Genomic DNA, 23,534 nt, shown 5'->3' on the forward strand with positions numbered 1-23,534 from the left:
TGCCTTATATCTCAACGTTGCAATGAAGATAAAATATATCGTATATACGCTCCTTATCCTCGGAGTTGGTGCCCTTGTTTATTACCGTATCTCAGAAAATAGTGCCAAAAAAGCTGAAGCCCCAGGTGGTGGTGGCAAAGGAGGCAAAAAGCCGCCCATGGCTGTAAATGGCATCGTGGTTCACCCTGAGCGATTTTCAAACGTATTGTCGCTTTCGGGTTCCATCGAGGCCAATGAGCAGGTGGAGCTGAGCAGTGAAGTAGCAGGCATTGCCGAGAAGATCTATTTTGAAGAAGGCAAAAAGGTCGCAAAGGGACAAGTGCTTGTAAAGATAAACGATGTGGAATTGAGGGCACAGCTGGGCCAGGCGCAAACCCGACAAAAACTGGCCTCAGAAAATGCAAGGCGTGCCAAATTGCTTTTTGAGAAAGAAGCCATCAGCCGCGAAGAATACGACATTGCCACAGCCGACTTCAAGACCTCCCAGGCACAGACACAGCTTATCAATGCCCAGATAGCCAAAACTTCCATAAGGGCGCCGTTCTCCGGCACTGTAGGTTTAAGGAGCATCTCGCCGGGCACCTACGTTACACCCGATATACTGATAGCACGCCTGGTAAACAGCACGAAGGTAAAGATCACCTTTTCGATACCTGAAAAATATGCGTCGCAGGTAAAACCCAACACAACAGTTAGCTTTACCATTCCCGGCGAGAAGAATAAATTTACCGCTAAAATTTACGCGCTTGAACCTGCTGTGGAGGTAGCTACCCGTACCTTACGCATACGCGCATTGGCCGATAATCCACAGGGGAAGTTCATCCCGGGTACATTTGCTAACGTTGAGCTGCCGCTGGAAAAGATAGACGATGCCTATATTGTCCCTACCGAAGCCATAGTGCCGGTACAGGGCGGTAAAAAAGTTTTCGTGTCCCGCAATGGCAAGGCCGATGAGGTAATGGTGGAGACCACGACCCGTACCGATAAGGACATCGTGGTGCTGTCGGGCCTCAAGTCCGGCGATACGGTGCTTACTACAGGTGTGCTGACGCTCAAGAAGGAAACACCGGTAAAGGTTAAGGTAACCCAAGCAAAGAAACCATGAGCCTTTCTACACTAAGCATAAAGCGGCCGGTACTCACTATCGTGATGAACATTGCCATTATCCTTTTTGGGGTAATAGGTTATACGTTCCTCGGTGTACGTGAGTTCCCGTCCATCGACCCGGCACAAATATCGGTACGTACCAGTTATGCGGGTGCCAATGCTGATATCATTGAATCGCAGATCACTGAACCGCTCGAAAAATCCATTAACTCGATCGACGGGATACGCAATATTACCTCGTCCAGCAACCAGGGTTCGAGCAACATTACCATAGAATTTGAACTGGAAAAAAACCTCGAGGAAGCCGCTAACGATGTGCGCGATAAAGTATCGCAGGCAATCCGCAGCCTTCCGCAGGATATCGACGCACCCCCTGTAGTTTCTAAAGCGGATGCCGATTCCGACCCGATCGTCACCATGACCGTGCAAAGCGCATCCCGCGACCCGCTGGAACTTAGCGATTATGCCGAGAACGTGATCGCCGAAAGGCTGCAGACCATTCCCGGAGTGAGCAGCGTGCAGATATGGGGACAGAAACGCTATGCGATGCGGTTATGGATCGAGCCAACGAAACTGGCTTCGTATGGCGTTACGGTCTCTGATGTGCGAACAGCCCTTTCCAGCCAGAATGTAGAATTGCCTTCCGGTAAACTGACAGGTGCTAATACGGAACTGACCGTGAAAACTATGGGCAACCTCTCTACTGCTGAGGAATTCAATAATATCATCATTAAGTCGGAAGGGGATAAGATCGTTAAGCTAAGCGATGTGGGCCGTGCTGAATTGGGGCCTGAGAACCTGGAGACAAAAATGACGAATGACGGGCAGCAGCTCGTGGGGCTTGCCATCATTCCGCAACCGGGTACGAATTACATAGAGATAGCCGATGCCTTTTACGAGCAGTACGACCAGATGAAGAAGGAACTGCCCGCCGACCTGAAACTCAACGTTGTAATTGATAATACGGTCTTTATCAAAAAATCGGTACATGAGGTGGTGGAAACGCTGGGCATTTCCATCCTTTTGGTAACGCTCATCATTTACCTGTTCTTCCGTGATTGGGCTATTGCGTTAAGGCCATTGCTGGATATACCAGTTTCACTCATCGCGACATTCTTCATCATGTATATTTTTGGATTTTCTATAAATGTACTTACGCTGCTGGCGATCGTACTTGCCACGGGACTTGTAGTGGATGATGGTATAGTGGTAACCGAAAACATTTTCAAAAAAGTTGAGGAGGGCATGACCCCGATCGAGGCGGCCATGAAAGGCGCCAACGAGATATTCTTTGCCGTGATCTCCATATCGGTCACGTTGGCGGCGGTGTTCCTTCCGGTGATATTTTTGGAAGGTTTCGTAGGGCGGTTGTTCCGGGAGTTTGGGGTCGTCATCGCGGCGGCAGTGCTGGTCTCCGCCTTCGTTTCGCTTACACTTACGCCAATGCTCAACGCTTACCTGATAAAGGGCGTACACAAAAAATCAAGGTTCTATGAATTTACCGAACCCTATTTCGAAAAAATGAACAAGGGTTATGCCCAAGCGCTTACCGGATTCATGAAGCGCAAATGGCTTAGCTTTCCCATTCTGATCGTATGTGTAGGACTTATCGCACTGTTCTTTTCAACGTTGCAAAAAGAGACCGCGCCTTACGACGACCGCAGCTTTGTCGGCTTGAATATTACAGGCCCGGAGGGTGCTTCCTATGATTATATGGATCGCTTTATGCAGGAAATGGAGCAGCTTATCAACGATTCAGTTCCCGAAAAGAAAGCCAGCCTGGTGATCACTTCGCCGGGGTTTGGTTCGGCATCAGTAAACAGTGGCCGCATCAGGCTGGCGCTGAAGGAGCCGGGTGAAAGGGAACGTTCGCAAAAGGAGATCGCTGCCGACCTGACCAAATGGACCAAGCGCTATGCTGAAGCCAGGGTTTCAGTATCTGAGCAGCCAACCATTGCCGTGAACAGGAGGGGAGGCTTCCCGATACAATACATCATACAGGCACAGAACTTTGAAAAACTGCAGCAAAAGATACCGGAATTCATGGATGAGGTAAGCAAGGACCCAACCTTTGCCATGACCGATGTGAACCTGAAATTCAACAAACCCGAAATTAATGTAACGATAGATCGCGAGAAAGCTCAGAGCCTTGGGGTGTCTTTATTAGATGTGGCACAAACGCTGCAATTGTCGCTTAGTGGGCAGCGTTTCGGCTATTTCATGATGAACGGCAAGCAGTACCAGGTGATGGGGCAGTTTGATAAAGAAGACCGCGCCGCGCCGCTGGACCTGACTTCGATATTCGTGAAAAGCAGCACGGGGCAGCTGATACAGCTGGATAACCTTGTTACTGTGAAAGAAGAAAGCAGCCCTCCGCAACTGTACCATAATAACAGGTATATGTCGGCTACCGTCTCGGCAGGATTGTCACCGGGCATGAGTATCAGTGACGGTATCGATGCTATGGAGCGTGCCAAAGAAAAAGTACTCGACGATACCTTTACGACCGACCTTGGCGGCGAGTCACGCGATTTTGTGGAGAGCTCGAGCAATACGCTGTTCGCATTCGGGTTGGCACTATTGCTTATATACTTGATATTGGCAGGCCAGTTCGAAAGCTTCATCGACCCTTTCATCATTATCCTTACGGTGCCTATGGCCGTCGCGGGAGCCTTGCTGTCGCTGTGGCTGTTCGGGCAAACATGGAATATTTTCAGCCAGATCGGTACCATCATGCTGATAGGCCTTGTAACGAAAAATGGTATATTGATCGTAGAATTTGCCAATCAGCTCCGTGAAGAGGGCAAGGAAAAATATGAAGCCATACTGGAAGCTTCCGAATCGCGCCTTCGTCCGATATTAATGACGAGCCTTGCCATTGCATTGGGTGCTTTGCCTATCGCCATGTCACTAGGAGCAGCCTCTACCAGCCGTATCGGCATGGGTGTTGTTATTGTTGGCGGTACCATTTTTTCACTGATATTGACGCTGTTCATTATCCCTGCAATATATTACATGTGGTCGCGACCGAAAAAGCACCGCCCCGAATTTGATAACCTTGAAGACTAATGAAGTTTTTCATCTATTTATATTTGAGTTTTTTCTGCCTCACTGCATTGGCACAGGACAGTATCGTTAAGCCGGAATATCCGCTGCTTAGCGCTGAAGATGCCGTGGCCGAAGCACTGAAGAATAATTATGATATTAAGTTGGCTGCCAACGACCTGAAGATCGACGAGAACAATGTGAGCCTTGCCAATGCAGGGATCTTGCCAACCTTATCCGGTACATTCAGCCAAAATAACAGCGTACAGAACTCACGACAGGTGCGTGCGGATGGCACTGCCCAGGAACTCGATAACGCCCGTAACAACAGTATGCAGTATGGTGTAAACCTTGGCTGGACGATATTTGACGGCTTCCGGATGTTCGCCCGCTATGACCAGTTGAAAGAATTGGAAAAACTGGGCGGCACCGAATTGAAATACACCATCCTTACCCGCGTGGGCGATGTGCTGACAACTTATTATGACCTCGTACAGCAGCAGCAAACGCTAAAGGCTCTCGATACCGCAGTGGTCATTTCGAAGCAAAGGGTAACGTTGGCCGACAACCGTTTTACAATAGGAAAAGCTGCCAAACTGGAAGTGCTTAATGCAAAGGTCGACCTGAATACCGATACGACCAACTACCTTCGGCAGAGGGAACTGTACGAAAATACTAAGACCTACCTGAATCAACTTTTGGCGCGCGAACTTACCATGCAATTCCGGGTTGTCGATTCGGTGGCGATCGATAACCGGCTTAAGTTGGTTGACCTGATGTCTTCGGCATCATCACAAAACCCGCAGATACAGATGGCGCTCATCAATAAGCGTGTCGCCGAATTCAACCTGAAACAGGTAAAGGCTGCCCGCTATCCGCAGATCGGTGTAAGCACGGGATATATTTTTACAGAAAGCGAGAACAGCCTAGGGTTCGCACGTGAGAACAGCGGAAGGGGACTGAGCTATGGCATTTCGGCAAATATCAATATCTTTAATGGTTTTTTGCAAAAGCGCAACGAAAATATAGCCCGCCTGCAAATTGACAATAGCAAACTCATCATCGATCAGCAGACGCAGGCGATCAATTCGCAATTGATATCAGCCTACCAAACCTACCTGACCAACCTGGAACTGGTGGAACTTGAAGGCAGTAATGTAGAGATCGCCAGGCAGAACCTTGATATTACCATGGAGAAATACCGGATAGGGAGCATTACCCAGATCGAGGTGCGCACTGCCCAGCTGAATTATGTGAACGCGGTGACCCGTAATAATTCGGCACAATATCAGGCCAAGATATCTGAAGTTACCTTAAAGGAGCTGGCCGGGAATATTACTTTTTAATTGAAAAATACCTGGTATTGGGCCACCACAGCGCTTCTGGTTCCTGTATTGTCGCCCAATGTGTTGAACAGCGGGCGGTTTTGGTAGGATAGGGTTAACTTTGATGTATGCCCTGCCAGCAACCAGTTAACACCTGCATCTACATAAGCCATGCCATCGTTCAGGCGTTCGTATTTCGCATACTGGATCGAGGCATACGGCATAAGCGTGGTAGTGCCAATAAGGTTATCCCGAAATTTATAGCCTGCCTGCATATAGCCTATCGTGCCCGTACCATACATTGGGAAAGCCGTGCCGCCGCCATTCAATACTGATGGATCGCTATTCCCATTGGCCGGGTTCATTGGGCCGCCATTGCGAAGGTAATTCTTCCCGTAGTCGGAAACGGTCACACTACCGTAAAGGCTTATTACCTGGCCTTTTTCGCCTACAGGAGCATCGTAGTACACATCGGCAGCCAGGTGGAGCATATTGCTGTGAATAGTATCTGTAGCCGTTTCATTAAGCCTCCACATGGCATCTTTCTGGTAAATGAACCCCGCACCAATGTTGAATACTTTTTTCTTTCCGAGGTAGGTTCCGGTAGTATAGGGCGTTAAGTTGGACTCCTGATCTTGGAACTGATACATGAAATAGCCGTTGTACTGCATCTTAGGCGGATCGCCCGAGAACATCGCATTTTGTCCAATGGCATTGGCGGGGTTATATCCGGCCGACTTTTGTATGGCCATTGGCTGTACCATCTGTATGCGGTAATCGAGCTTACCCAGCTTACCTTTCGCAAAAACCGACAGCTTACGCAGGAACTGGTCCGTAGCATCGGCGGTGGTTTGCTGGTAAATGGGTGCGTCAAGCCCTAATATGCTGCCTGCGGATGGCGATGCAAAACGCGTAAGCCCACTCCACCCTGAAAGCCCCGCGCCTAACGAGAACCTGGTCCTTTCTACTGCATATTCGCCATAGGCATCGTGCACAAAAAATCCTTGCTTGCGGTCTGCGATGTTATTGAAGTTATTCTCGCCAAACTGGCTGTAGGCGAACACCCTGTCGGTCAGTTGCCCGAAGAGCTGTACCCTGTACCGGCGGATGCCAATATCGGTGCCGCTGCTTTTGGCCACACCGTTGATGGTCGTCCCGGGATTGTATTGCGTGCTCCTGAGCCAGGCTTGTGTAAGGAAAGTGAACTTTACATAATTGCTGCCATCTTCATTAAGGTAGAATTTGCGGTCCTTAAAAAAGTTGTTCTCAGTTTTTGCCGGTTGTTCCTGTGCAGCGGCAATTTGGGGCAATATCAAACCCGCTAATAGTGCCAACGCATTTGTAAGCGATCTAGTCATTATGATAGTATGAAGGTGATCATTGCAAATTTACCTTTCTAAGTCGCAAACAGCAACTTTACCTTACATATTAACGCAAAAAAATACCCCAAACAAGTGTAGGGGTACTTTTGATAATGTGTTGCGGCTATTAGCCTTTGTCATATTTACAGCACGAATGCAGCTTGTTGTAATCTTCCTCAGTGGCTTTTACCTTATCGGTATCGTGGCCGGACTTCGCAACAGCAGCGCGAACGTCATCAAGGCTGCATTTGGTTTCGTCGATGATCAGGTGCAGGTCCTGATGGTCCTGGTGCCATACAGCCGATTTTACGCCTTTTACCGTATAAGCAGCCTTTTCAATGCGTTTCTTGCACTGGTCGCAATTGCCTTTCACTTCGATCTCGGCCTTGGCATTTTTGTTCTTTTTTTCCTGTGCCTGGAGCGATATGCCCATGAACAGCACAAGCATCATTAAAACGAGTTTTTTCATATTAATAGTTGTTAGAGGTTTTAAATGTAATTAATTGATCTTGAATCGCAAACCGGCATAATACATTTGCCCGAATATTGGCGCGTAGATAATGGAACTGTCAAAATACGGGCCAAAAGGATCGTCATTGCCTAATATTGCTTTTTTCTGTTGGTAATTGCCAAGGTTCTCTGCACCCACATACATTTCAAAAACGCTTGAGAAACTGCGCGTAACCTGAGCGTTCATGAGCGAGAAGGACGGCGAATGATTGCCCATTTGGTACTCTGCAGGGTTACTTGCGGTGTTTGGGAGGCGCTGCTTGCCCATCAGGTTATAGGTAAAGTCGAACTTCCATTGGCGGCCGCCGTCTTTTACGTGGGTTTCATAAGATACATTGGTAAAGAAGCGGTGCTTGGCCTGTAATACCCTTTCCTGTGTACCGACCGAAGCATAATCGGTCTGGATATCGTAATATTTGTAGGCCGTACGGATGTTGAAGTGGTGTGTTATCTCATAGTTCAGTTCTACCTGGAGGCTGTTGGCGAATGACTTTCCGTCGAGGTTGTAAAAATTCACTTCCTGTGGCGAACCAAATACATCTACCACCACCTGGTTCTGGAAATCGGTGCGATAGAGATCTACTACGAACTCAGCATTTTTATTGAACAGCGGGAAGCTTTGGATGAAGCTCACACCGTAGTTCCATGCGATTTCGGGGTCAAGGCCATAAAGTTTGCCGCCCGTTCCAAGTATATTCATTGTACGTGAACTGCCAAAGAATGCCTGATTCTCGGCAAAAATGTTAGCTGCTCTTTTGCCCCTGCCGGCAGATGCCCTGAACGTACCGCCTTCCCAAGGGTTGTAACGAAGGTGCATACGCGGTGTAAAGAACGAGCCAAGGCGGTTATGAACATCAAAACGGCCGCCAAGGATAATGCTGAAATCGTTGGCATTGTCGTAGTTGTATTCAAAGAAAGCACCTGCAGAATTATCCCTACGGCTAAAGTCGGCAGTATTTACAAATTCGCCATAGCTGTCGTAGGTAAAGTTAAGGCCCGTGGTAAATTTGTTCATTGTATTGTTGATGATCGAACTGAAGACCAGATTGGAATACATGCTTTTTTGGTCGATGTCGTAGGTTTTGAACCCAAAGTATGACTCCTGGTTGTGCCAGTTGAAAGAAGTTTGAAGGCCAATGCTTTGGTAGGGCATATCGGGGAACACATAGCCTAATTTGGCAGATGCATCCACCTTGTCGGTATTGATCTCGGATCCCCAGTGGTTCGTAGTAAACTTGTCGCGGTCCGGATCAAAGTCAACCTCGCCGGCCTGCCTTTCATCGCGCATGTAACGCAGGTTGATGAAGCTTACCCAGCCTTTTTCGGCATCATTATACTGCCAGCGGTTCATCACGTTGATCTGTTTTGCCAGGGGGTTATCGAGGAAGCCATCATCATTCATGTCGTTTTTGCCGATTCGGGTATTACCGTGTACGAACAGGCTGCTGCTCCATTTGTCGGAAAATTTTTTGTTGAAATGGGTGTTCAGCTCAAAGCGGCTGTCGGTTGAGCCATAGGCATTCAGGAAGAACGGTATGTCATCGGCAGGTTTTATCAGGTCATAGTTGATCTGGCCTGAGATGCTTTCGTAACCATTGACAACCGGTCCGGCACCTTTGGTGATCTGGATGCTGTTGACCCATGTGCCCGGCACAAATGAAAGTCCGTAGGCTTGCGATGCCCCACGTATTGATGGTATGTTCTCTTCGGCTATCAATAAATAAGGACTGGTAAGCCCAAGCATTTTTATCTGGCGGCTGCCGGTTAGCGCGTCCGAAAAGCTGGCATCGATAGAAGGATTGGTCTCAAAGCTCTCGGCAATGTTGCAGCAGGCGGCTTTAAGGAGTTCTTTGTGGCTCATTGTCGATACGTTAGTTGTCTGTACCCGTGATCGCTCAAGGCTCCTGCGCTGTTTTTCCAATACCACTTCGTTGAGTTCCTGGCCATCGTCAGGGGTCATTTTATGGTCGATGGCCCTTGGTACGGGTACGCTCAGGGTATCGGTCTTGTATCCGATGTAACTGATGATGAGCTTATCCGTCTCGGTAGAGTAGGGCAGTGAAAAAGTACCGCTTTCTGAAGTTATCGTAGAATGTTGGGGATCGGCAGGCTTTAGCCAATAGACCGACGCGCCCGGCATGGGCTGGCTGTTCTCATCGAGAATGGTGCCGGTAAGGTTTTCCTGGGCCTGCACATATCCGGCAGCCATAAGGAATAGTATATAAATGAATATGTTACGCATAAAAAAAGTTTAATGTTATTACTAAGATACTTTCGCACGGGCGAAAGTTGTAAGAACATTGAACTTAGGCGTAGAAAATGTGTTGGCAATACAGTTTGTATAGCGGTGGCGCATTAGATTCGCAATAAAAAGACGGCGTGTCTTTTGTTACGATCGTGGCAGTTGTACTGTATAACGCATTTGGGTTCCACTCTGTGGCAAGGCAAAAAGCGCCAAGGTCAAGCTGGAGTGATTTTGAAAGTATGTTGTCCGACTTGGTATCCTTAAGCTTTACCAGGTCGTCTTTGCAGCATTTTTTGTGCGAGTCTTTTTCCACACCGCAGGCATGGGCTTTCTTCCCGTCCTTATGCCCATTGCAGGGTTCAGCTTTCCTGTAAGCAAAATTAACCGAGGACACTTTACCGTGGCAGTAATGCACATTGAGCGCCAACCCCATACTGGAAACCAATATGAGCATTGTAAGCAGGGTGCTTATGTGTTTTCTTATCTGCATGTGGTGCAAAATTATGCAATTATGTTTTGATAACGGGAAATTTGCCCGAAAATTATTCAAACTCCGAAGTGTACTCTAAAACTGGAAACCGGCAGTTAAAAGTATATAAGCTCTGTTAAGGTTTTGACTTGAAGCTGAACGGTAGAAATCTGATACTAAAACCTCTTTAAAATATTTATTATTGGTTATGTTTTTTGCGGTCAGGTTAAATTCCCAGCCTTTACCGGGTATCCTGTACCGCAGCATTGCGTCAAGAAAATAGTATTCCCCGATATTTTGGGTGCTCGGAAGAAAGTAATCGGCGATAAGGACGCCAAACCAATTATCATTATATTTTACAAGCGTCTTAAATGAGTTGATGATGGTTGTATTGGTAAAGTCGCCATCGTAATTATCGGATGAAGAAGTACTGTTTTGCACACGCAGGGTGTTCTCAAAATTTAATGGGATGTCCAGAGCTGTTTTACCAAACAGGTCCACATAGGCTATATCGGACCTGTTGTTTCGCAGATCGGAACCATTAACAACATTTATATACCTGTAGGATACAAAATTGCCATTTAGTTTGATGGTAGACCTTATGGAAGGAATGTATTTTTCCACACTTGCCGAAGCGGTATAGGTATCATTGCTTTCAGGAAGGAAAAAGTAGCTTACTGTAGTAAGGTTCTGGGTTACCGTACTGTTCGCGTAAAAGTTATTCTGCTGCCTGAAATAATTCAGGCTCGCGTTAATGACAAATTGGTTGTAAATATCATTAAGTTCGTACCCTAACGTAGCATTGGTGGTTTTACTGAACGGTGTTGACGGCATGTTGCTGACCAGTGTACGGCTGGATGAGAGTACAAAACCTGAGTAAAGGTTATTCTCGCGGGGAGGCGTCATGTCATAGGAGTAGGTCGCGTAAAGCCTCGTTAAGGGATCTAGCTTGTAGCTGACTAAAAGCGACGGTGCAGCCAGCCATTCACTCTCACGGCTGTCAATTGCCCGCAGTGGTTCTTTCCTGTTCCACGAATAATTTTTGATCTGCAGCATGGGCTTTAACGTAAATTTGCCAAATTTAAAATTGTATACCGCTTCCGCAGACGTTTCTACCAGATCATAATCGAGGTCATTTCGATAGCCGGAGCTTAACAGATCGCCGGCTTCATACAGGTCTGACCGAAGTTTATTCTGCCAGTACTTAGTCCCTGCTTTTATGTGATATTTATCGGTTTTCCTTACGCCAAGCAAAGTGCCGCCCAGCTCGAGGTAGTTTTTATGGAAGACCGACTGCTGGCGGTTGCTGGTGCCCCCGATTATATTACCCGTATCCAGGTCGAGGCCGGGCCTCAGGCGAAGATCCTGGTCCGACCGGACATGGGAAAAGATCCCCTGTAGCTGAAAGCTATGTGTTTTGCTTAATTTTTGTGTGTAGAGCAGGTCCTGTTTTGTAAAAAAACGGACCGACTGAAGCCGAGAGTCCAGGCTGTTCTGATCATTGGTGAACAAGTCTGCCATTGTTCTAATACTTTCAGCATTCCATTTGGATGTAATTTCAAGTTGCGAAACTTTTGAAGCGTTCCATGTCAGTTTTACATTACCGTCGTATTGTCGCGGCAGTTTGACTACTGTTTCTTCCTGCGTGGTGGTAAGCTGTTGGCCATCATCAAAAATATAATCTGAGCGATCTGATTTGATAAAACTCAGCTTGTCGTCATAATAAGCAAGCATCACCCGTGCATTGAGGCTCTTTGAGATCTTATAAAGGTTATTGATCCCGCCGTACCAATTGTCATTAATGGTCGCCCTGCTCTCCCCAACGGCGCTTGCCGACACTATTTCAGGTATCAGCTTTGGGGCAAGCATTGGCTGGTTCTTAGATTCTTCAGGTGAGGGGAAAAAAGAAAAATAGTTATAGGGCGATTTATTTTCGCCTACATTGTTATAATTGACCACGGAGAAATTTTTGTTGGACTTTGATACCGCAAGGCCATTTATATCGGCATAATAACGGTCTTCTACTCCATAGCCAACGATTCCTTCACCGGAAAGTGCCGTCTTGCCATCCTTCAGTTTCAGGTTAAGTGCGACCTTATCTGAATCTTCAATGCCTGCCAATAGTGGATTTTCCACGAATTTTTCAATAGCCTGTACCTCATCAATGATCCCTACAGCCATATTTTGTGTGCCCGTAGTATAATTTTGATCAAAAAGGTCATCACCGTCAAGCAGTACTTTTTCAACATTCCTGCCTTTATATTTAATATAGCCCTGATCATCGATCTGGATACCCGGTATTTTCTTTAGCAGGTCTTCCACCTTTCTTTCGGATCCATCTAAAAATGCCGACGCGCGGTAATTGACCGTATCACCGGCCACTTCAATTTTGGGCCGTTGACTGATAACCACCTCTTCCATAACAATGGCCTGTTCGGTCAATACTATATCAAGGTGATACCGGTCTCCGATATCGGCGCTTTTCAATTGAAATGATCGTGTTTCAAAGCCCATTTTTGTAGCTTCAAGAATAATGTTCTCAAATTTAGACCTCAGGGTTATACTGAAAGACCCGTCATTTCCCGATATGGAAAATTCAGAGATCAACTGTGGGGTTTCGGCATTCCTCACCGTTATGTTCACATTCGAAAGCTTTTCTTCAGCTGCGCCGGTCACGGTCCCGGTAATGGTTTGTGCGCAAAGACTATATGTTCCCAATAACAGAAAGAAGAGTAAGGCAATTTTATTCCTGGTCATTTAAATATCTTTGAAATCCATCTCAATAGCAGAATTGTTTATTATAACCTCAGAAATGTTTGGGTTTTTACTGCGTTGATATCGTATTTCTTTTTCTTCGTTGGCCTTAATGATCGCTAATTTTTCTTTTATTGAAACAGTTTTATTTTTCCTGTATTTACTCTTTAATTTTTCAATTTTAAAATTATCCGACTTTTGGTTTATCTTAAGTTCGTAAGCCAAAAAATGATATTTCCCTTCCTTCGATGCTACTTCCAGGATGAGTCCCGGCAGTCCGTGAAATTTATAGGGCCCATCAGGTATAGGGATATCCTGTGCGAACCATGCTTCGTAATTTCTTCCCCTGAAGGATGTTGTTGCCCTTTGCACGGTATGGCCCAAAATGGATCTGGTTTCTTTTTCAATAGTCCAGCTCATCTTCGGCATTTTTTCTGCGATGATGTGGCAAAGCCTTTCACCATATACATTTTCGAAAGCGTAGAGTGAATCTTTATCATACAGTTTTTGATATTCAGGCTTTTGTCCTTCACTGTCACTGTACTTTTCAACATTTATAAATTTATCCCCGTTCTCCTCTCCGGATACCGTATAGGTACTGTCAGGCACTTTAAGGAACCCGAGATTGATGTAGGTAGACATTTTGTTCTTAGCAGAATAAAGCAATGCTCCGTCTATTTGCGCCTTTGACTGCTCATTATTTATTGTGAACACATATTTAACTTCAGAAAATACAGTTTGCGCCACAGCCGTAAAGCCCGTACAAAGGATCATCAGTATAAAAAATACTTTTTTCATTTTATAATTATTAAAAATTGCCGGAAGTAGTGCTTCCGGCAATTGATTAACTAAAAACAATTATTATAAGCCCATTCCTATGGCTTTCATAAGTTTATGCATCTCCGCGAGTTCTCCCGGAGTATCGCAATTCCACGTTGTTGTCGTAGTAGTACTTGTTGAACCGTCAGCATTTGTCTTACTTGACATTTTTACTGTTGTAGAGCAGTCTACAGTTTCCTTTTTATCAGCGGACTCTGATTTCTTCTCTTCGGTCGTTACCGCAAATGCAGATGTTGAGGCCAACACTACTGCCATCATAATTATTTTTTTCATGATAAACATTTTATGGGTTTTGTTTCATTAATTTATGGTACGTTACCAACTCCTGAGGGGTGTCGCAATTTACTACAGTAGTTGTGTTAACCGAAGATGTGCCGTCCAGTTTTGTAGTAGTAACTGTAGTTGTGGTACTTGAGCAGCCCACAATAAGCTCTACAGCCTTCTCTACCTTTTTGTTTTTTACAGGCTGGTTCGCTGCAAACGCAAATGTTCCGATCATAGCGAAACTTGCTGTCAAAATGATTCTTTTCATAATAAAAATGATTTGTAAAAAGTTGATAAATAGATTATGGCGCCATTGTAAATCTATATCAAATTTTCAATGAATTATTACGGAAAAACCTCAATTAACAAAATATTGGCTTAAATAATTATAATTATTTAAATAATATATTTATTTTATTGAAAATAATTAAATTATGACTAATTATTCCTTTTATTCTTTTGGTAAAAGAAAGCAGGTAGGAACAGCAGCAGCAACAATGGCTGTATCAGGAAGCGGCGTATGTAAAAAATGAGCATCAGGTTAGGCGTGTCATCAGTGAGGCTTATGAATAATAGTGCTGTAAGCACTACAAAAAAAGCGAGATATAATAATGCTGCAAGCCTTAGTATGGCCTTGTCCTTAAATGCAAGCCAAATGATGCCCAGCGAGAGTAGTGTGTTAATGCCGTAGCGGAAAGCTATGCCAAGGAAGAGCTTAAAGCTCTCATAGTCGGGTAATGTTTTGTCTTCTTTCCTGAAGAATTCGAGTAGTGGGTCATAAAACAGGGATGCTTCAAAAGATCGTACCAGCACCAGCAATATCAAAAGCGCAAGTATCCCTATCAGGGCATTCGCGTTTTTTATCCTGACGACCGAGAGCTTTAATACCCATGCTATCCACAAAACAAAAACTACTCCATATATAAAGAGCGGGAAGATAATGTCATGCAGCAGCGGCCCATGTTCCTTGTAATAAAAAAGCCCCAGCCCCAGCAGGGCTATCCGTACCACATTAAGAATGTGCAGCAAGGCTATGCCCATGATAATATATAGCGAGGTGCGCTTGAACGTGGTGGAAAATGCTACGATGAATGATGCGAACAATGCCATGACACTAACGGCATTGCATCCCTCGACCACCCTTGCCAAACGTTTGCCGTTGACAAAAAAGTACCAGGAGGCCTCTTTTGAATTCTTAGCAATATGAGACTCCTCACCCCATAGGTCCACTAATCCGGAAGCTTGCTCTGCAACAAGGGTGGTCATGCCATCGGGCTCAAAAGCTTTGGCATCGTACTGGCTGAGATAGGCCCAGTACAGCGCTGAAAGCAAAAGGTAGGTGCCCGCGAATTTTATGAGGAAAAGAAAAAAGCCCCTGTTGTTTTGAAGGATGCCCATCGGCAATTTAGTTTTTAACAAAAATATGGAAAATACCTTATAAACTACGAAAATGTCACATTGAGAACAGTCGAAATGCGGCATTTTCGTAATTTTGCTACTCGGATCCGCTCACGACTAACGAGAGCGCTGCCACTGTAAACTAAAGATCTTAACGCCATGACATTTGAAGAACTGAAACCAAAGGTTGTCGACATACTGCACCGCGACAACATACTGCGTGATGAAAAACTGCTGCAGCTTTGCCATCTATTAAAAGAGAACATTGATTATTATGACTGGGTAGGCTTTTACTTCCGCAACGGCGACAAGGAAGAACTTATCCTTGGGCCGTATGCAGGGGAACCAACAGACCATACTGTTATCCCATTTGGTAAAGGCATTTGCGGGCAGGTAGCGTTATCGAACCAAAACTTTGTAGTGCCCGATGTTAGCGCGCAGGACAACTACATTGCGTGCAGTATTACGGTTAAGTCGGAGATCGTGGTGCCGCTTTTTGTAAATGGCGAGAATATTGGCCAGATCGACATTGACTCGGGCGTGCTGGACCCGTTCACAGAACTGGATGAAAGGTTCCTGGAGTTTGTGAATGGGGAAGTGAGCAAGTTGTTTAGGTAGTTGCAAAGTCATAAAGTTATAAAGTTGCAAAGTGCTTCTTAGTGTCGGATAACAAGTTATTCCATGGCAATAATGCTAATGGATTGCTTCACTGTGGATTATAAGCTTTGCGGCTTTGGTGCTCTGTAACTTTGGAACTTATAACTTTATCACATTTCTCCTCTTGCGCGTTTAAAAATATTGATTACCTTTGCACCCAATCAGGAGAAACCTGGTATACATAATAATCATTTAGATAATATTAGCATGTACTTGACTAAAGAAGTAAAAGCAGAGATCTTCGCCAAGCACGGTGGAGCAGAAGCTAACACAGGATCTGCAGAAGGGCAGATCGCATTGTTCACATTCAGGATCAACCACCTTACAGGGCACCTTAAAAAAAATCGCCACGATTTTAATACAGAGCGTTCGCTAGTAATGCTGGTAGGTAAAAGGAGAAGCCTTCTTGACTACCTGAAAAAGAAAGATATCAACAGGTATCGTGAGATTATCAAAGAACTGAACATCAGGAAATAATCGAGATAAGAAGAGGTGCCCGCGCGCCTCTTTTTGTTTTATTACATATTGCAGAAAAAGTTTTAGGTTTTTCATTGGGTTCCATACAACTACAACAACTACAACACAACAACTAAACCCATTGTTTAACAAAAGAATTAAATTTTATGATCCCTAACGTAATTAAAGAGATCATCGATCTGGGAGATGGACGAAGCATCTCGATCGAGACAGGCAAACTTGCCAAACAAGCCGATGGTTCGGTAGTAGTACAAATGGGCAACGCGATGCTCCTTGCCACTGTGGTTTCTGCCCGCACAGCAAGTCCAGGCATCGACTTCTTGCCATTGACACTTGACTACCGCGAAAAATTTGCAGCCGCAGGGCGTTTTCCCGGCGGTTTCTTTAAGCGCGAAGCAAGGCCAAGCGATGGTGAAGTACTTACCATGCGTCTTGTAGACCGTGTACTGCGCCCGCTATTCCCTAAGGACTACCATGCCGAGACGCAGGTAATGATCCAGCTTATGAGCCATGACGAAGAGGTTATGCCCGATGCACTTGCCGGACTGGCAGCATCTGCGGCACTTGCCCTTTCTGACATTCCTTTCGCGACACTTATATCTGAAGTGCGTGTAGCAAGGATCAACGGCGAATTCGTGATCAACCCAAGCAAAGCCCAACTGGCTGAGTCGGACATCGACATGATGATCGGCGCGTCTATGGACTCTATCGCGATGGTAGAAGGCGAGATGAAAGAAATATCTGAAGCTGAAATGATCGAGGCCATTAAATTTGCCCACGAAGCCATTAAGGTACAGATCGCCGCGCAGGAAAGGCTACAGGCCGCTGCAGGCAAAAAAGAAGTAAGGACGTATGAAGAGGAGCGTAAGGATGAAACCATCCTTGCAAAAGTAAAAGAGCTTGCTTACGATAAATACTTTGCCATTGCCAGCGAAGGCTCTGCAAAGCACGAGCGTTCTGAGAAATTTGCAGGCGTGAAGGAAGAAGTGAAAGCGTTGTTTACTGACGAGGAGCTTCTTGAGAACGGCGACCTTATCAGCAAATACCTTTCTAAAGTTAACAAAGAAGCGGTACGTAACGTGATCCTTGACAACGGCACACGCCTTGACGGAAGGAAAACAGATGAGATACGCCCTATCTGGTGTGAGGTGGATTACCTTCCATCAACACATGGATCTGCCCTTTTCACAAGGGGAGAGACCCAGGCGCTTGCTACAGTGACGCTTGGTACTTCACGAGAGGCCAACATCATTGACCGCCCTACAGACCAGGGAGAAGAGCGTTTCTACCTGCACTACAATTTCCCTCCGTTCTCTACAGGTGAGGCAAAACCGCTAAGGGGTACCTCAAGGCGCGAAGTAGGCCACGGTAACCTTGCACAGCGTGCACTTAAAAATATGCTTCCTGCAGAAGTTCCTTACACGGTACGTGTTGTATCTGAAGTATTGGAATCGAACGGTTCGTCTTCAATGGCAACTGTTTGTGCTGGTACACTTGCACTAATGGATGCCGGTATCCAGATGATACGCCCTGTGTCGGGTATCGCCATGGGACTAATATCTGATGATGCTACAGGCCGTTGGGCTGTACTTTCGGATATCCTTGGTGACGAAGACCACCTTGGCGACATGGACTTTAAAGTAACCGGAACATCTGAAGGTATTACTGCCTGCCAGATGGACATCAAGATCACAGGCCTTAAATACGAGATCATGGAACAGGCGCTTAACCAGGCCCGTGAAGGCCGCCTTCATATCCTTGGAAAACTGACTGAAGTTATCGATACTCCAAGGGAAGATGTGAAACGCCACGCTCCGAAGATCATAAAAGTTACCATTCCAGGTGCATTCATCGGAGCCCTTATCGGCCCTGGTGGAAAAGTTATCCAGGAACTTCAGAAAGCCACAGGCACTACTATCGTTATTAACGAGGTAGACGAGCAGGGCGAAGTGGAGATCCTTGGAACAAGCCCTGAAGGGATCCAGGCGGTACTGAACAAGATCGACTCGATCATATTCAAGCCGACAGTCGGAGAGACCTACAGCGTAAAAGTTATCAAGATGCTTGACTTTGGCGCAGTGGTAGAATACCTTGACGCACCGGGCAATGAAGTATTGCTTCACGTAAGTGAGCTTGACTGGGCACGTACCGAGAACGTATCTGACGTGGTGAACATGGGCGACGTATTTGATGTAAAATACATTGGTATAGACCCTAAGACACGCAAGGAGAAAGTTTCCAGGAAAGCGCTTATGCCAAGGCCTCCAAGGGATGAGAATTATGTTCCGAGGGAACGTGACGACCGCCCAAGGGATAACGACCGTGGCGGCTACAGGGATAACCGTGGCGGCGGACGCGATAACCGCGGACGTGACGACAGGAACTCACGCGACCGTGGCCCAAGGGAAGAAAGAAGAGACGATGCCCCGAGGGAACCAAGGGAGCCGCGTAACGAAGATAATGGCGGAGAGCCACAAGGATCTTAATTACTTTTAAGGTTAATTCAGGAAGAACCCTGTCGCTGCAAAGTGGCAGGGTTTTTTGGTTTTTAAATACAGCTAACTTTCAAAGCTTAGAATTTAATTGAGATAATTATCTTTACTGTTCTAATACGAGCAAAATGACTATCCGAGAAGCCTTCATCACCGATATCCCCCAAATACAAATTATCCGCAATTCTGTAAAAGAGAACATGCTGTCCAATCCTGCGCTCGTCCCCGATTCTGACGTTGACGATTATATGTTCCGTCGTGGCAAAGGCTGGGTGGCAGAAGATAATGGCATGATCGTAGGCTTTGCCATCGCCGACCTGCAGGACCATAATATTTGGGCATTGTTCCTGCATCAGGACAATGAAGGCAAAGGCATTGGTAAGCAGTTGCATAAAACGATGATGGATTGGTACTTTTCGCAAACTCAGGAAACCGTATGGCTAAGTACCGGCTTTAATACCCGTGCGGACAAATTTTATCGTATGCAGGGTTGGCGCGAAGCCGGATTGTATGGCACCAAGGAAACGAGATTTGAAATGAGCTTTGAAGACTGGAAAGCCATTACCCGTTAAACAGCTTATTCCTCTTTATATCCCTCCCTTTGCGCAGCTGCCAGGCATGCCACGCACTGGGCACATCGTGTGTCCATTTAGGTAATAGCAAAATGATCAGGTACACATCGATGTGCGAGATGATGCCGAAGATCACTGCCAGTGCCAATGGTATCCCGCCATACCCAAACCCTATGATAGAAATAAAGGCAACGAACAACGTTATGCCCCATAGCTTGGAGAGCAACGCGTGTGTACAGGTTTCCTTACCAAATTTAGCAATGCTCAATACATAAGTCAGCCCTTCCATAGCGAAGATGGTAATGATCGCGTATTTGTTTTCGATAACGATCTCAGGGTTGAGTAACCAGCTGCACCATCCGGCGCATATCCAAAACACCAGGTCGGTCTGGCTGTCCATGCGGCGAAGCTTTTCGGTTGATACACCTGACTTCCGTGCTATGATGCCATCAAAAATATCCGATAGTATGCCCAGCAGCAGCATAACCATCAGTACAATGCGTACCGATGCTCCGTAGTTGTATGTTATGCCTATCATTACCGGCCCAAGAACGAACCGGAAGGCAATAAGTAAAAGTGGTATGTTTTTCATAATATATTTTTTATCTCACCCCAGCCCTCTCCAAAGGAGAGGGAGGAGCTTCACTCATATGGAAATTGACTATCCAACTTTCAGTTTTGGCTCCCCTCTCCTTTGGAAAGGGCCGGGGGTGAGGTCTGTTTCAGTCTTTAAAATTCCAATTAAAAAAAGGGAGTATTCGTTTCTCGTTCCTGTTGATCAGCCCGATCTGGATGCCCTTCAGTTTTTTGGCGTTATTGAAAAGCCCGATCTGGACTCCGGAAAATTTTTCAGCTTTGCCATAGGCTCCGTTGAGCATGCCGATCTGCACGCCCGAGAAAGTATCGTAATCATTATGAATTCCCGCTACTTGCAGTCCTTTCCCTTCATGTGTGGTCGTACTGAACATCGCTGCCAGTAAACCGTTGCTATAAACCGTTCCCGTAAAGCCCGCGGCCACCTGAAGGCCATTGTTACCGTAGGACTGGCTGGAAAATCCGGCTACAGAAAGTCCGTTGGTTTGTCGCAGCGATTGCACGAGCGCGGAAACAGTGATCCCGTTTACATCGGCAAAGGCATTCGTGCCGCAGGAAAGATTAAGTCCGTTAATAACTTCGTTTGGGACTTTCTTTTCAAACTCTTTAATTTCTTTCGGCGTATCGGGATAGCGCACCCTGTCGATGGGAAATATCAATGTAAAGAATAGTAGTGCCTGCGATACCGGCTCAATGCGGATCCCGTTGGACCGTACGCTTACACGATCGGAGTCCATGTAAGTATCGGACCCGACACCGAACGAAATACCGTAAATGTCGCTTTCGCCCGTGGTATAAAGGCCAACGGGGAACCGTGTTTTGCGGTGCTGCACTTCCTGTGCCTTCACCGGGGAATAAATTAGGAATGGCATAAGCATAAACAAAAGTGGTTTCATGGTTAAAGACTTGGTTAGTTTAAATTTAACCACACAGGCACATAGATTTTTTTTCAGATGTTTAGTCAGGCAGAGCTACACACAGATGAAGCCTAAATACATCCTCTGTGAACTAAAACATTAATAATTTTAGCCTCTCATACTATGTGCCTATGTGGTTAAACGATTATTGATCTATTGTCGGTAAACGACCCCAAAACTCAGGCTGTGGGAACCGAAGTTTCTCGGTACATAGTCGGTCAGGAGGCCATAAGGCGTATAGCTGTAATGCACCTGTAGGCCAACGTTGGCATAATTCAGCCGCACGCCCTGCCCAATGTGAAAGGTGCTGAAGGACTTGATGAAGGAAGTGTTATCGCTTTCTTCAAATTCTTCGGGGAAAGCCCTGTGCTTGTAGCGCGCTTCCTTATCGTCATACATCATGAAGGCATACCCGAAAGTCGAGACCCACTCCAGGCTAAGGTCGAAACCTATAGTATACACCTTTGTGGGCCGGATGCCAATCATCCCCGAAACACCTTTGGCTTTGGTCCGGTAAAGGCTGTCGGGCGTTGTGTAGTCAAACTCTTTTGTTTTACCTGGAATTTGTATCGAAATACCTATATCCAGCATGTCATTGCTTTCATCCATCCGGCATCGGTACCACAAACCGAATTCCGGCGACGGTCCGATCTTGTCGGCCAGGTTACCCAGCGGCACCCTTACGCCCGCTTCGCCAATAAAGCGCTCATAGCCCTGCGCGAAACAATTAAGTGTTGCAAGCAGCAGTGTTATTGTGATCATCTTTTTCATGAATTACCAGTTTACGAACGGCAGCGACCGCTTGCCATTCCTGTTCCACAATCCTACCTGCAGGCCGCTTTGTTCTTTGGTGCGGTTAAAAAGCCCTATCTGCACGCCGGTAAAGCTTTCGGAATAATTGCTCAGCCCCACCTGGACCCCGGTAAACTGGTCGGCTACGTTAAATGGTGAAATGATAACACCTACACCATTGTCAGCAATGTTCGCAAGGCCGGATATGTGTAACCCATTTAGCGTATCGCCGGCATTATACAGCCCGGTAAGGCTTACACCATTGCAGCCGTAGCCAATATTATAAAGCGAAATGCCCAGCCCATTAACCGATCCATTGCCGCTGAACCCGCCTACGGCCAGGTGTAGCCCGTTAACATCTACCGACGATTCACCCGATCTTGCCCCTCTAGAGGGATCCTGAAAGAGAATGAAAAAGGGTGATACGGGATTGATCTCGATATTAATGCCGTTGATGGTGGCTCCATTCGGACTCCCGAACCAATGCCCAACGCCTAAAGCCAGCCCATTGACCTCGACCACATTTTGCGAAAGTGGTGTGAAGCTGAATACCTGCGCACGGCCCTGGGCAAAACCCGCGGCGCTTAGCAAAAGGAACAGTAATGATAATTTCGTTTTCATGGTAAGATGCTTTATAATTCTGAACCAAAATTATTGTGATGCCCGCAATTCAAATTGTGGTAATGAATTAATAAAAAACCTACATTTGTGAAAATCGCAAAAATGGACAATCAGGACCTGTTGCTCAAAGCCATACGGCGAAAGGTAGATAGATCGGCATCTGTGATCGATGAGATCGCTGCCGTACTGAACATAAGTTATGATGCCGCGCACCGCAGGGTATCCCAGAAGAGCAAGTTCTCTATAGAAGAAGCCGTACTGTTGTGCAGGCACTATTTGCTGTCTATGGATGTGCTGTTTGCCGACGGAAAAAAAGTGATCGTAGAAAAAACCAGTGAGATACGTTCGATGGAAGATATGGCAGTTTACTTTCGGCAGTCCGCAGAGAATATCAGCAGCTTTCTGGATCATGCCGGAGCAAAGATGTATTATTCAGCAAAAGATATTCCCTTGTTTTACACCATTGGCGGTACCTTGCTATCCAAATTCAAGCTGTATGTATGGCTAAACCTTTTAGCCGGTACGCAAAACCAGGACAGCTTTGAGAGCTTTACTATTGACCAGTCTTTGCTCGAACACAGCACGAAGCTGAAGCAGGTGTATGACAGTGTGGAGGTACACGAGATATGGAACGATACCACCATCAACAGCAGCCTCCAGCAAATTTATTACCTGTACCAGTCCGGATTGCTCACTTTGGCGAATGCTCAATTGCTTTGTGATGACCTGAAAACCATATTGCGAACCGCCGAAGACCGATGCTGCAATGGTACATCGCGATTCCATCTGTACTATAATGAGCTGCTCATACTCAATAACAACGTGCTTCTTTCGGCACCCGAAAAGCAGTCGCTGTTCGTTCCCTACACAATGCTCGGTTATTTTATTACAAATGATGCGAATACCTGTGGCAACGCGCTCGACTTTTTCAGGCACCAGCTAAAGAATTCCAAGGCGCTGAACGATTCGGGCACGCGCGACCGGAAGCTGTTCTTCAACAAGGCACACCAAAAGATCGACTTTTACCTGCAACGGATGGAAGGCGAGGCCGGCATGGCATTTTAAAAAAAAATATCCACCTGCGCGCAACCTTT

21 protein-coding genes and 1 pseudogene are annotated in these 23,534 nt (G+C 46.1%); 8 read left to right on the forward strand and 14 right to left on the reverse strand.

The window, feature by feature from the left end; genetic code table 11:
• Positions 1-22 precede the first annotated feature (22 nt).
• Genes ACT6R0_RS07790 through ACT6R0_RS07800 form a run of 3 tightly spaced genes read left to right on the forward strand, consistent with a single transcriptional unit; the run spans position 23 to position 5,498 of the window.
• Positions 23-1,105, forward strand: coding sequence for an efflux RND transporter periplasmic adaptor subunit (locus tag ACT6R0_RS07790; protein ID WP_444652870.1), 1,083 nt, complete (start codon positions 23-25; stop codon positions 1,103-1,105).
• Positions 1,102-4,176, forward strand: a complete 3,075-nt coding sequence (locus ACT6R0_RS07795) for an efflux RND transporter permease subunit (RefSeq protein WP_444652869.1) — start codon at positions 1,102-1,104, stop codon at positions 4,174-4,176. The genes ACT6R0_RS07790 and ACT6R0_RS07795 overlap by 4 nt, the downstream gene beginning before the upstream one ends.
• Positions 4,176-5,498 carry a TolC family protein gene (locus tag ACT6R0_RS07800; protein WP_444652867.1) on the forward strand — a complete coding sequence of 441 codons (1,323 nt, stop codon included), beginning with the start codon at positions 4,176-4,178 and terminating at the stop codon, positions 5,496-5,498. Before ACT6R0_RS07795 ends, ACT6R0_RS07800 begins: the two co-directional genes overlap by 1 nt.
• Here ACT6R0_RS07800 and ACT6R0_RS07805 read toward each other — a convergent pair.
• The 10 genes and pseudogenes from ACT6R0_RS07805 to xrtF form a co-directional block, all read right to left on the reverse strand.
• Complete coding sequence (locus ACT6R0_RS07805) at positions 5,495-6,835, reverse strand: hypothetical protein (RefSeq protein ID WP_444652865.1); 1,341 nt, start codon at positions 6,833-6,835, stop codon at positions 5,495-5,497. The genes ACT6R0_RS07800 and ACT6R0_RS07805 overlap by 4 nt on opposite strands.
• Positions 6,836-6,965: 130 nt before the next feature.
• Positions 6,966-7,307, reverse strand: coding sequence for a heavy-metal-associated domain-containing protein (locus ACT6R0_RS07810; protein WP_444652864.1), 342 nt, complete (start codon positions 7,305-7,307; stop codon positions 6,966-6,968).
• Between the two features lie 30 nt (positions 7,308-7,337).
• A complete protein-coding gene (locus ACT6R0_RS07815; RefSeq protein ID WP_444652862.1) occupies positions 7,338-9,590 on the reverse strand; it encodes a TonB-dependent receptor domain-containing protein in 2,253 nt (750 codons plus the stop codon).
• 64 nt (positions 9,591-9,654) lie between these two features.
• Positions 9,655-10,083 carry an HYC_CC_PP family protein gene (locus tag ACT6R0_RS07820; protein WP_444652861.1) on the reverse strand — a complete coding sequence of 143 codons (429 nt, stop codon included), beginning with the start codon at positions 10,081-10,083 and terminating at the stop codon, positions 9,655-9,657.
• A gap of 75 nt (positions 10,084-10,158) precedes the next feature.
• The gene (locus ACT6R0_RS07825; RefSeq protein ID WP_444652860.1) at positions 10,159-12,819 is read right to left on the reverse strand and encodes a hypothetical protein; all 2,661 of its coding nucleotides are present in this window, start codon (positions 12,817-12,819) and stop codon (positions 10,159-10,161) included.
• On the reverse strand, positions 12,820-13,614 hold the full coding sequence (locus ACT6R0_RS07830; RefSeq protein WP_444652859.1) for a GLPGLI family protein: 795 nt from the start codon (positions 13,612-13,614) through the stop codon (positions 12,820-12,822).
• A gap of 63 nt (positions 13,615-13,677) precedes the next feature.
• Complete coding sequence (locus ACT6R0_RS07835) at positions 13,678-13,929, reverse strand: hypothetical protein (protein WP_444652858.1); 252 nt, start codon at positions 13,927-13,929, stop codon at positions 13,678-13,680.
• 10 nt (positions 13,930-13,939) lie between these two features.
• Positions 13,940-14,188: a hypothetical protein gene (locus ACT6R0_RS07840; protein WP_444652857.1), complete on the reverse strand. Its 249-nt coding sequence runs from the start codon at positions 14,186-14,188 to the stop codon at positions 13,940-13,942.
• Between the two features lie 170 nt (positions 14,189-14,358).
• Complete coding sequence (locus tag ACT6R0_RS07845) at positions 14,359-14,784, reverse strand: exosortase F system-associated membrane protein (protein WP_444653188.1); 426 nt, start codon at positions 14,782-14,784, stop codon at positions 14,359-14,361.
• Positions 14,785-14,814: 30 nt separating this feature from the next.
• A pseudogene (gene xrtF / locus ACT6R0_RS07850) lies at positions 14,815-15,402 on the reverse strand (exosortase family protein XrtF); the annotation flags it as partial.
• Positions 15,403-15,477: 75 nt separating this feature from the next.
• Between xrtF and ACT6R0_RS07855 the strand changes: the two are divergent.
• From ACT6R0_RS07855 to ACT6R0_RS07870, 4 genes are all read left to right on the forward strand, one after another.
• Positions 15,478-15,936 (forward strand): GAF domain-containing protein, encoded by a 459-nt coding sequence (locus ACT6R0_RS07855; RefSeq protein WP_444652855.1) that lies wholly within the window; start codon positions 15,478-15,480, stop codon positions 15,934-15,936.
• Positions 15,937-16,182: 246 nt separating this feature from the next.
• Entirely contained in the window at positions 16,183-16,452 is a 270-nt protein-coding gene (gene rpsO, locus ACT6R0_RS07860) for a 30S ribosomal protein S15 (RefSeq protein WP_341695816.1), read from the forward strand.
• 146 nt (positions 16,453-16,598) lie between these two features.
• Positions 16,599-18,938, forward strand: coding sequence for a polyribonucleotide nucleotidyltransferase (locus tag ACT6R0_RS07865; RefSeq protein ID WP_444652854.1), 2,340 nt, complete (start codon positions 16,599-16,601; stop codon positions 18,936-18,938).
• 134 nt (positions 18,939-19,072) lie between these two features.
• Positions 19,073-19,516: a GNAT family N-acetyltransferase gene (locus ACT6R0_RS07870; protein WP_444652852.1), complete on the forward strand. Its 444-nt coding sequence runs from the start codon at positions 19,073-19,075 to the stop codon at positions 19,514-19,516.
• On the opposite strand, the gene ACT6R0_RS07875 is transcribed toward ACT6R0_RS07870, so the two are convergent.
• The 4 genes from ACT6R0_RS07875 to ACT6R0_RS07890 all read right to left on the reverse strand — a co-directional run bounded on the left by ACT6R0_RS07875 (position 19,506) and on the right by ACT6R0_RS07890 (position 22,440).
• The gene (locus ACT6R0_RS07875) at positions 19,506-20,108 is read right to left on the reverse strand and encodes a CDP-alcohol phosphatidyltransferase family protein (RefSeq protein WP_444652851.1); all 603 of its coding nucleotides are present in this window, start codon (positions 20,106-20,108) and stop codon (positions 19,506-19,508) included. The genes ACT6R0_RS07870 and ACT6R0_RS07875 overlap by 11 nt on opposite strands.
• A gap of 130 nt (positions 20,109-20,238) precedes the next feature.
• Complete coding sequence (locus tag ACT6R0_RS07880) at positions 20,239-21,006, reverse strand: LA_2272 family surface repeat-containing protein (protein ID WP_444652849.1); 768 nt, start codon at positions 21,004-21,006, stop codon at positions 20,239-20,241.
• Between the two features lie 174 nt (positions 21,007-21,180).
• Complete coding sequence (locus ACT6R0_RS07885) at positions 21,181-21,798, reverse strand: hypothetical protein (protein ID WP_444652847.1); 618 nt, start codon at positions 21,796-21,798, stop codon at positions 21,181-21,183.
• A gap of 3 nt (positions 21,799-21,801) precedes the next feature.
• A complete protein-coding gene (locus ACT6R0_RS07890) occupies positions 21,802-22,440 on the reverse strand; it encodes an LA_2272 family surface repeat-containing protein (protein WP_444652845.1) in 639 nt (212 codons plus the stop codon).
• An 87-nt stretch (positions 22,441-22,527) separates the two neighbouring features.
• On the opposite strand from ACT6R0_RS07890, the gene ACT6R0_RS07895 reads away from it, so the two are divergent.
• Complete coding sequence (locus ACT6R0_RS07895; RefSeq protein WP_444652843.1) at positions 22,528-23,505, forward strand: hypothetical protein; 978 nt, start codon at positions 22,528-22,530, stop codon at positions 23,503-23,505.
• The last annotated feature ends 29 nt before the right edge of the window (positions 23,506-23,534 follow it).

Source organism: Flavobacterium sp. (assembly GCF_052437795.1).
Classification (GTDB): domain Bacteria; phylum Bacteroidota; class Bacteroidia; order Flavobacteriales; family Flavobacteriaceae; genus Flavobacterium.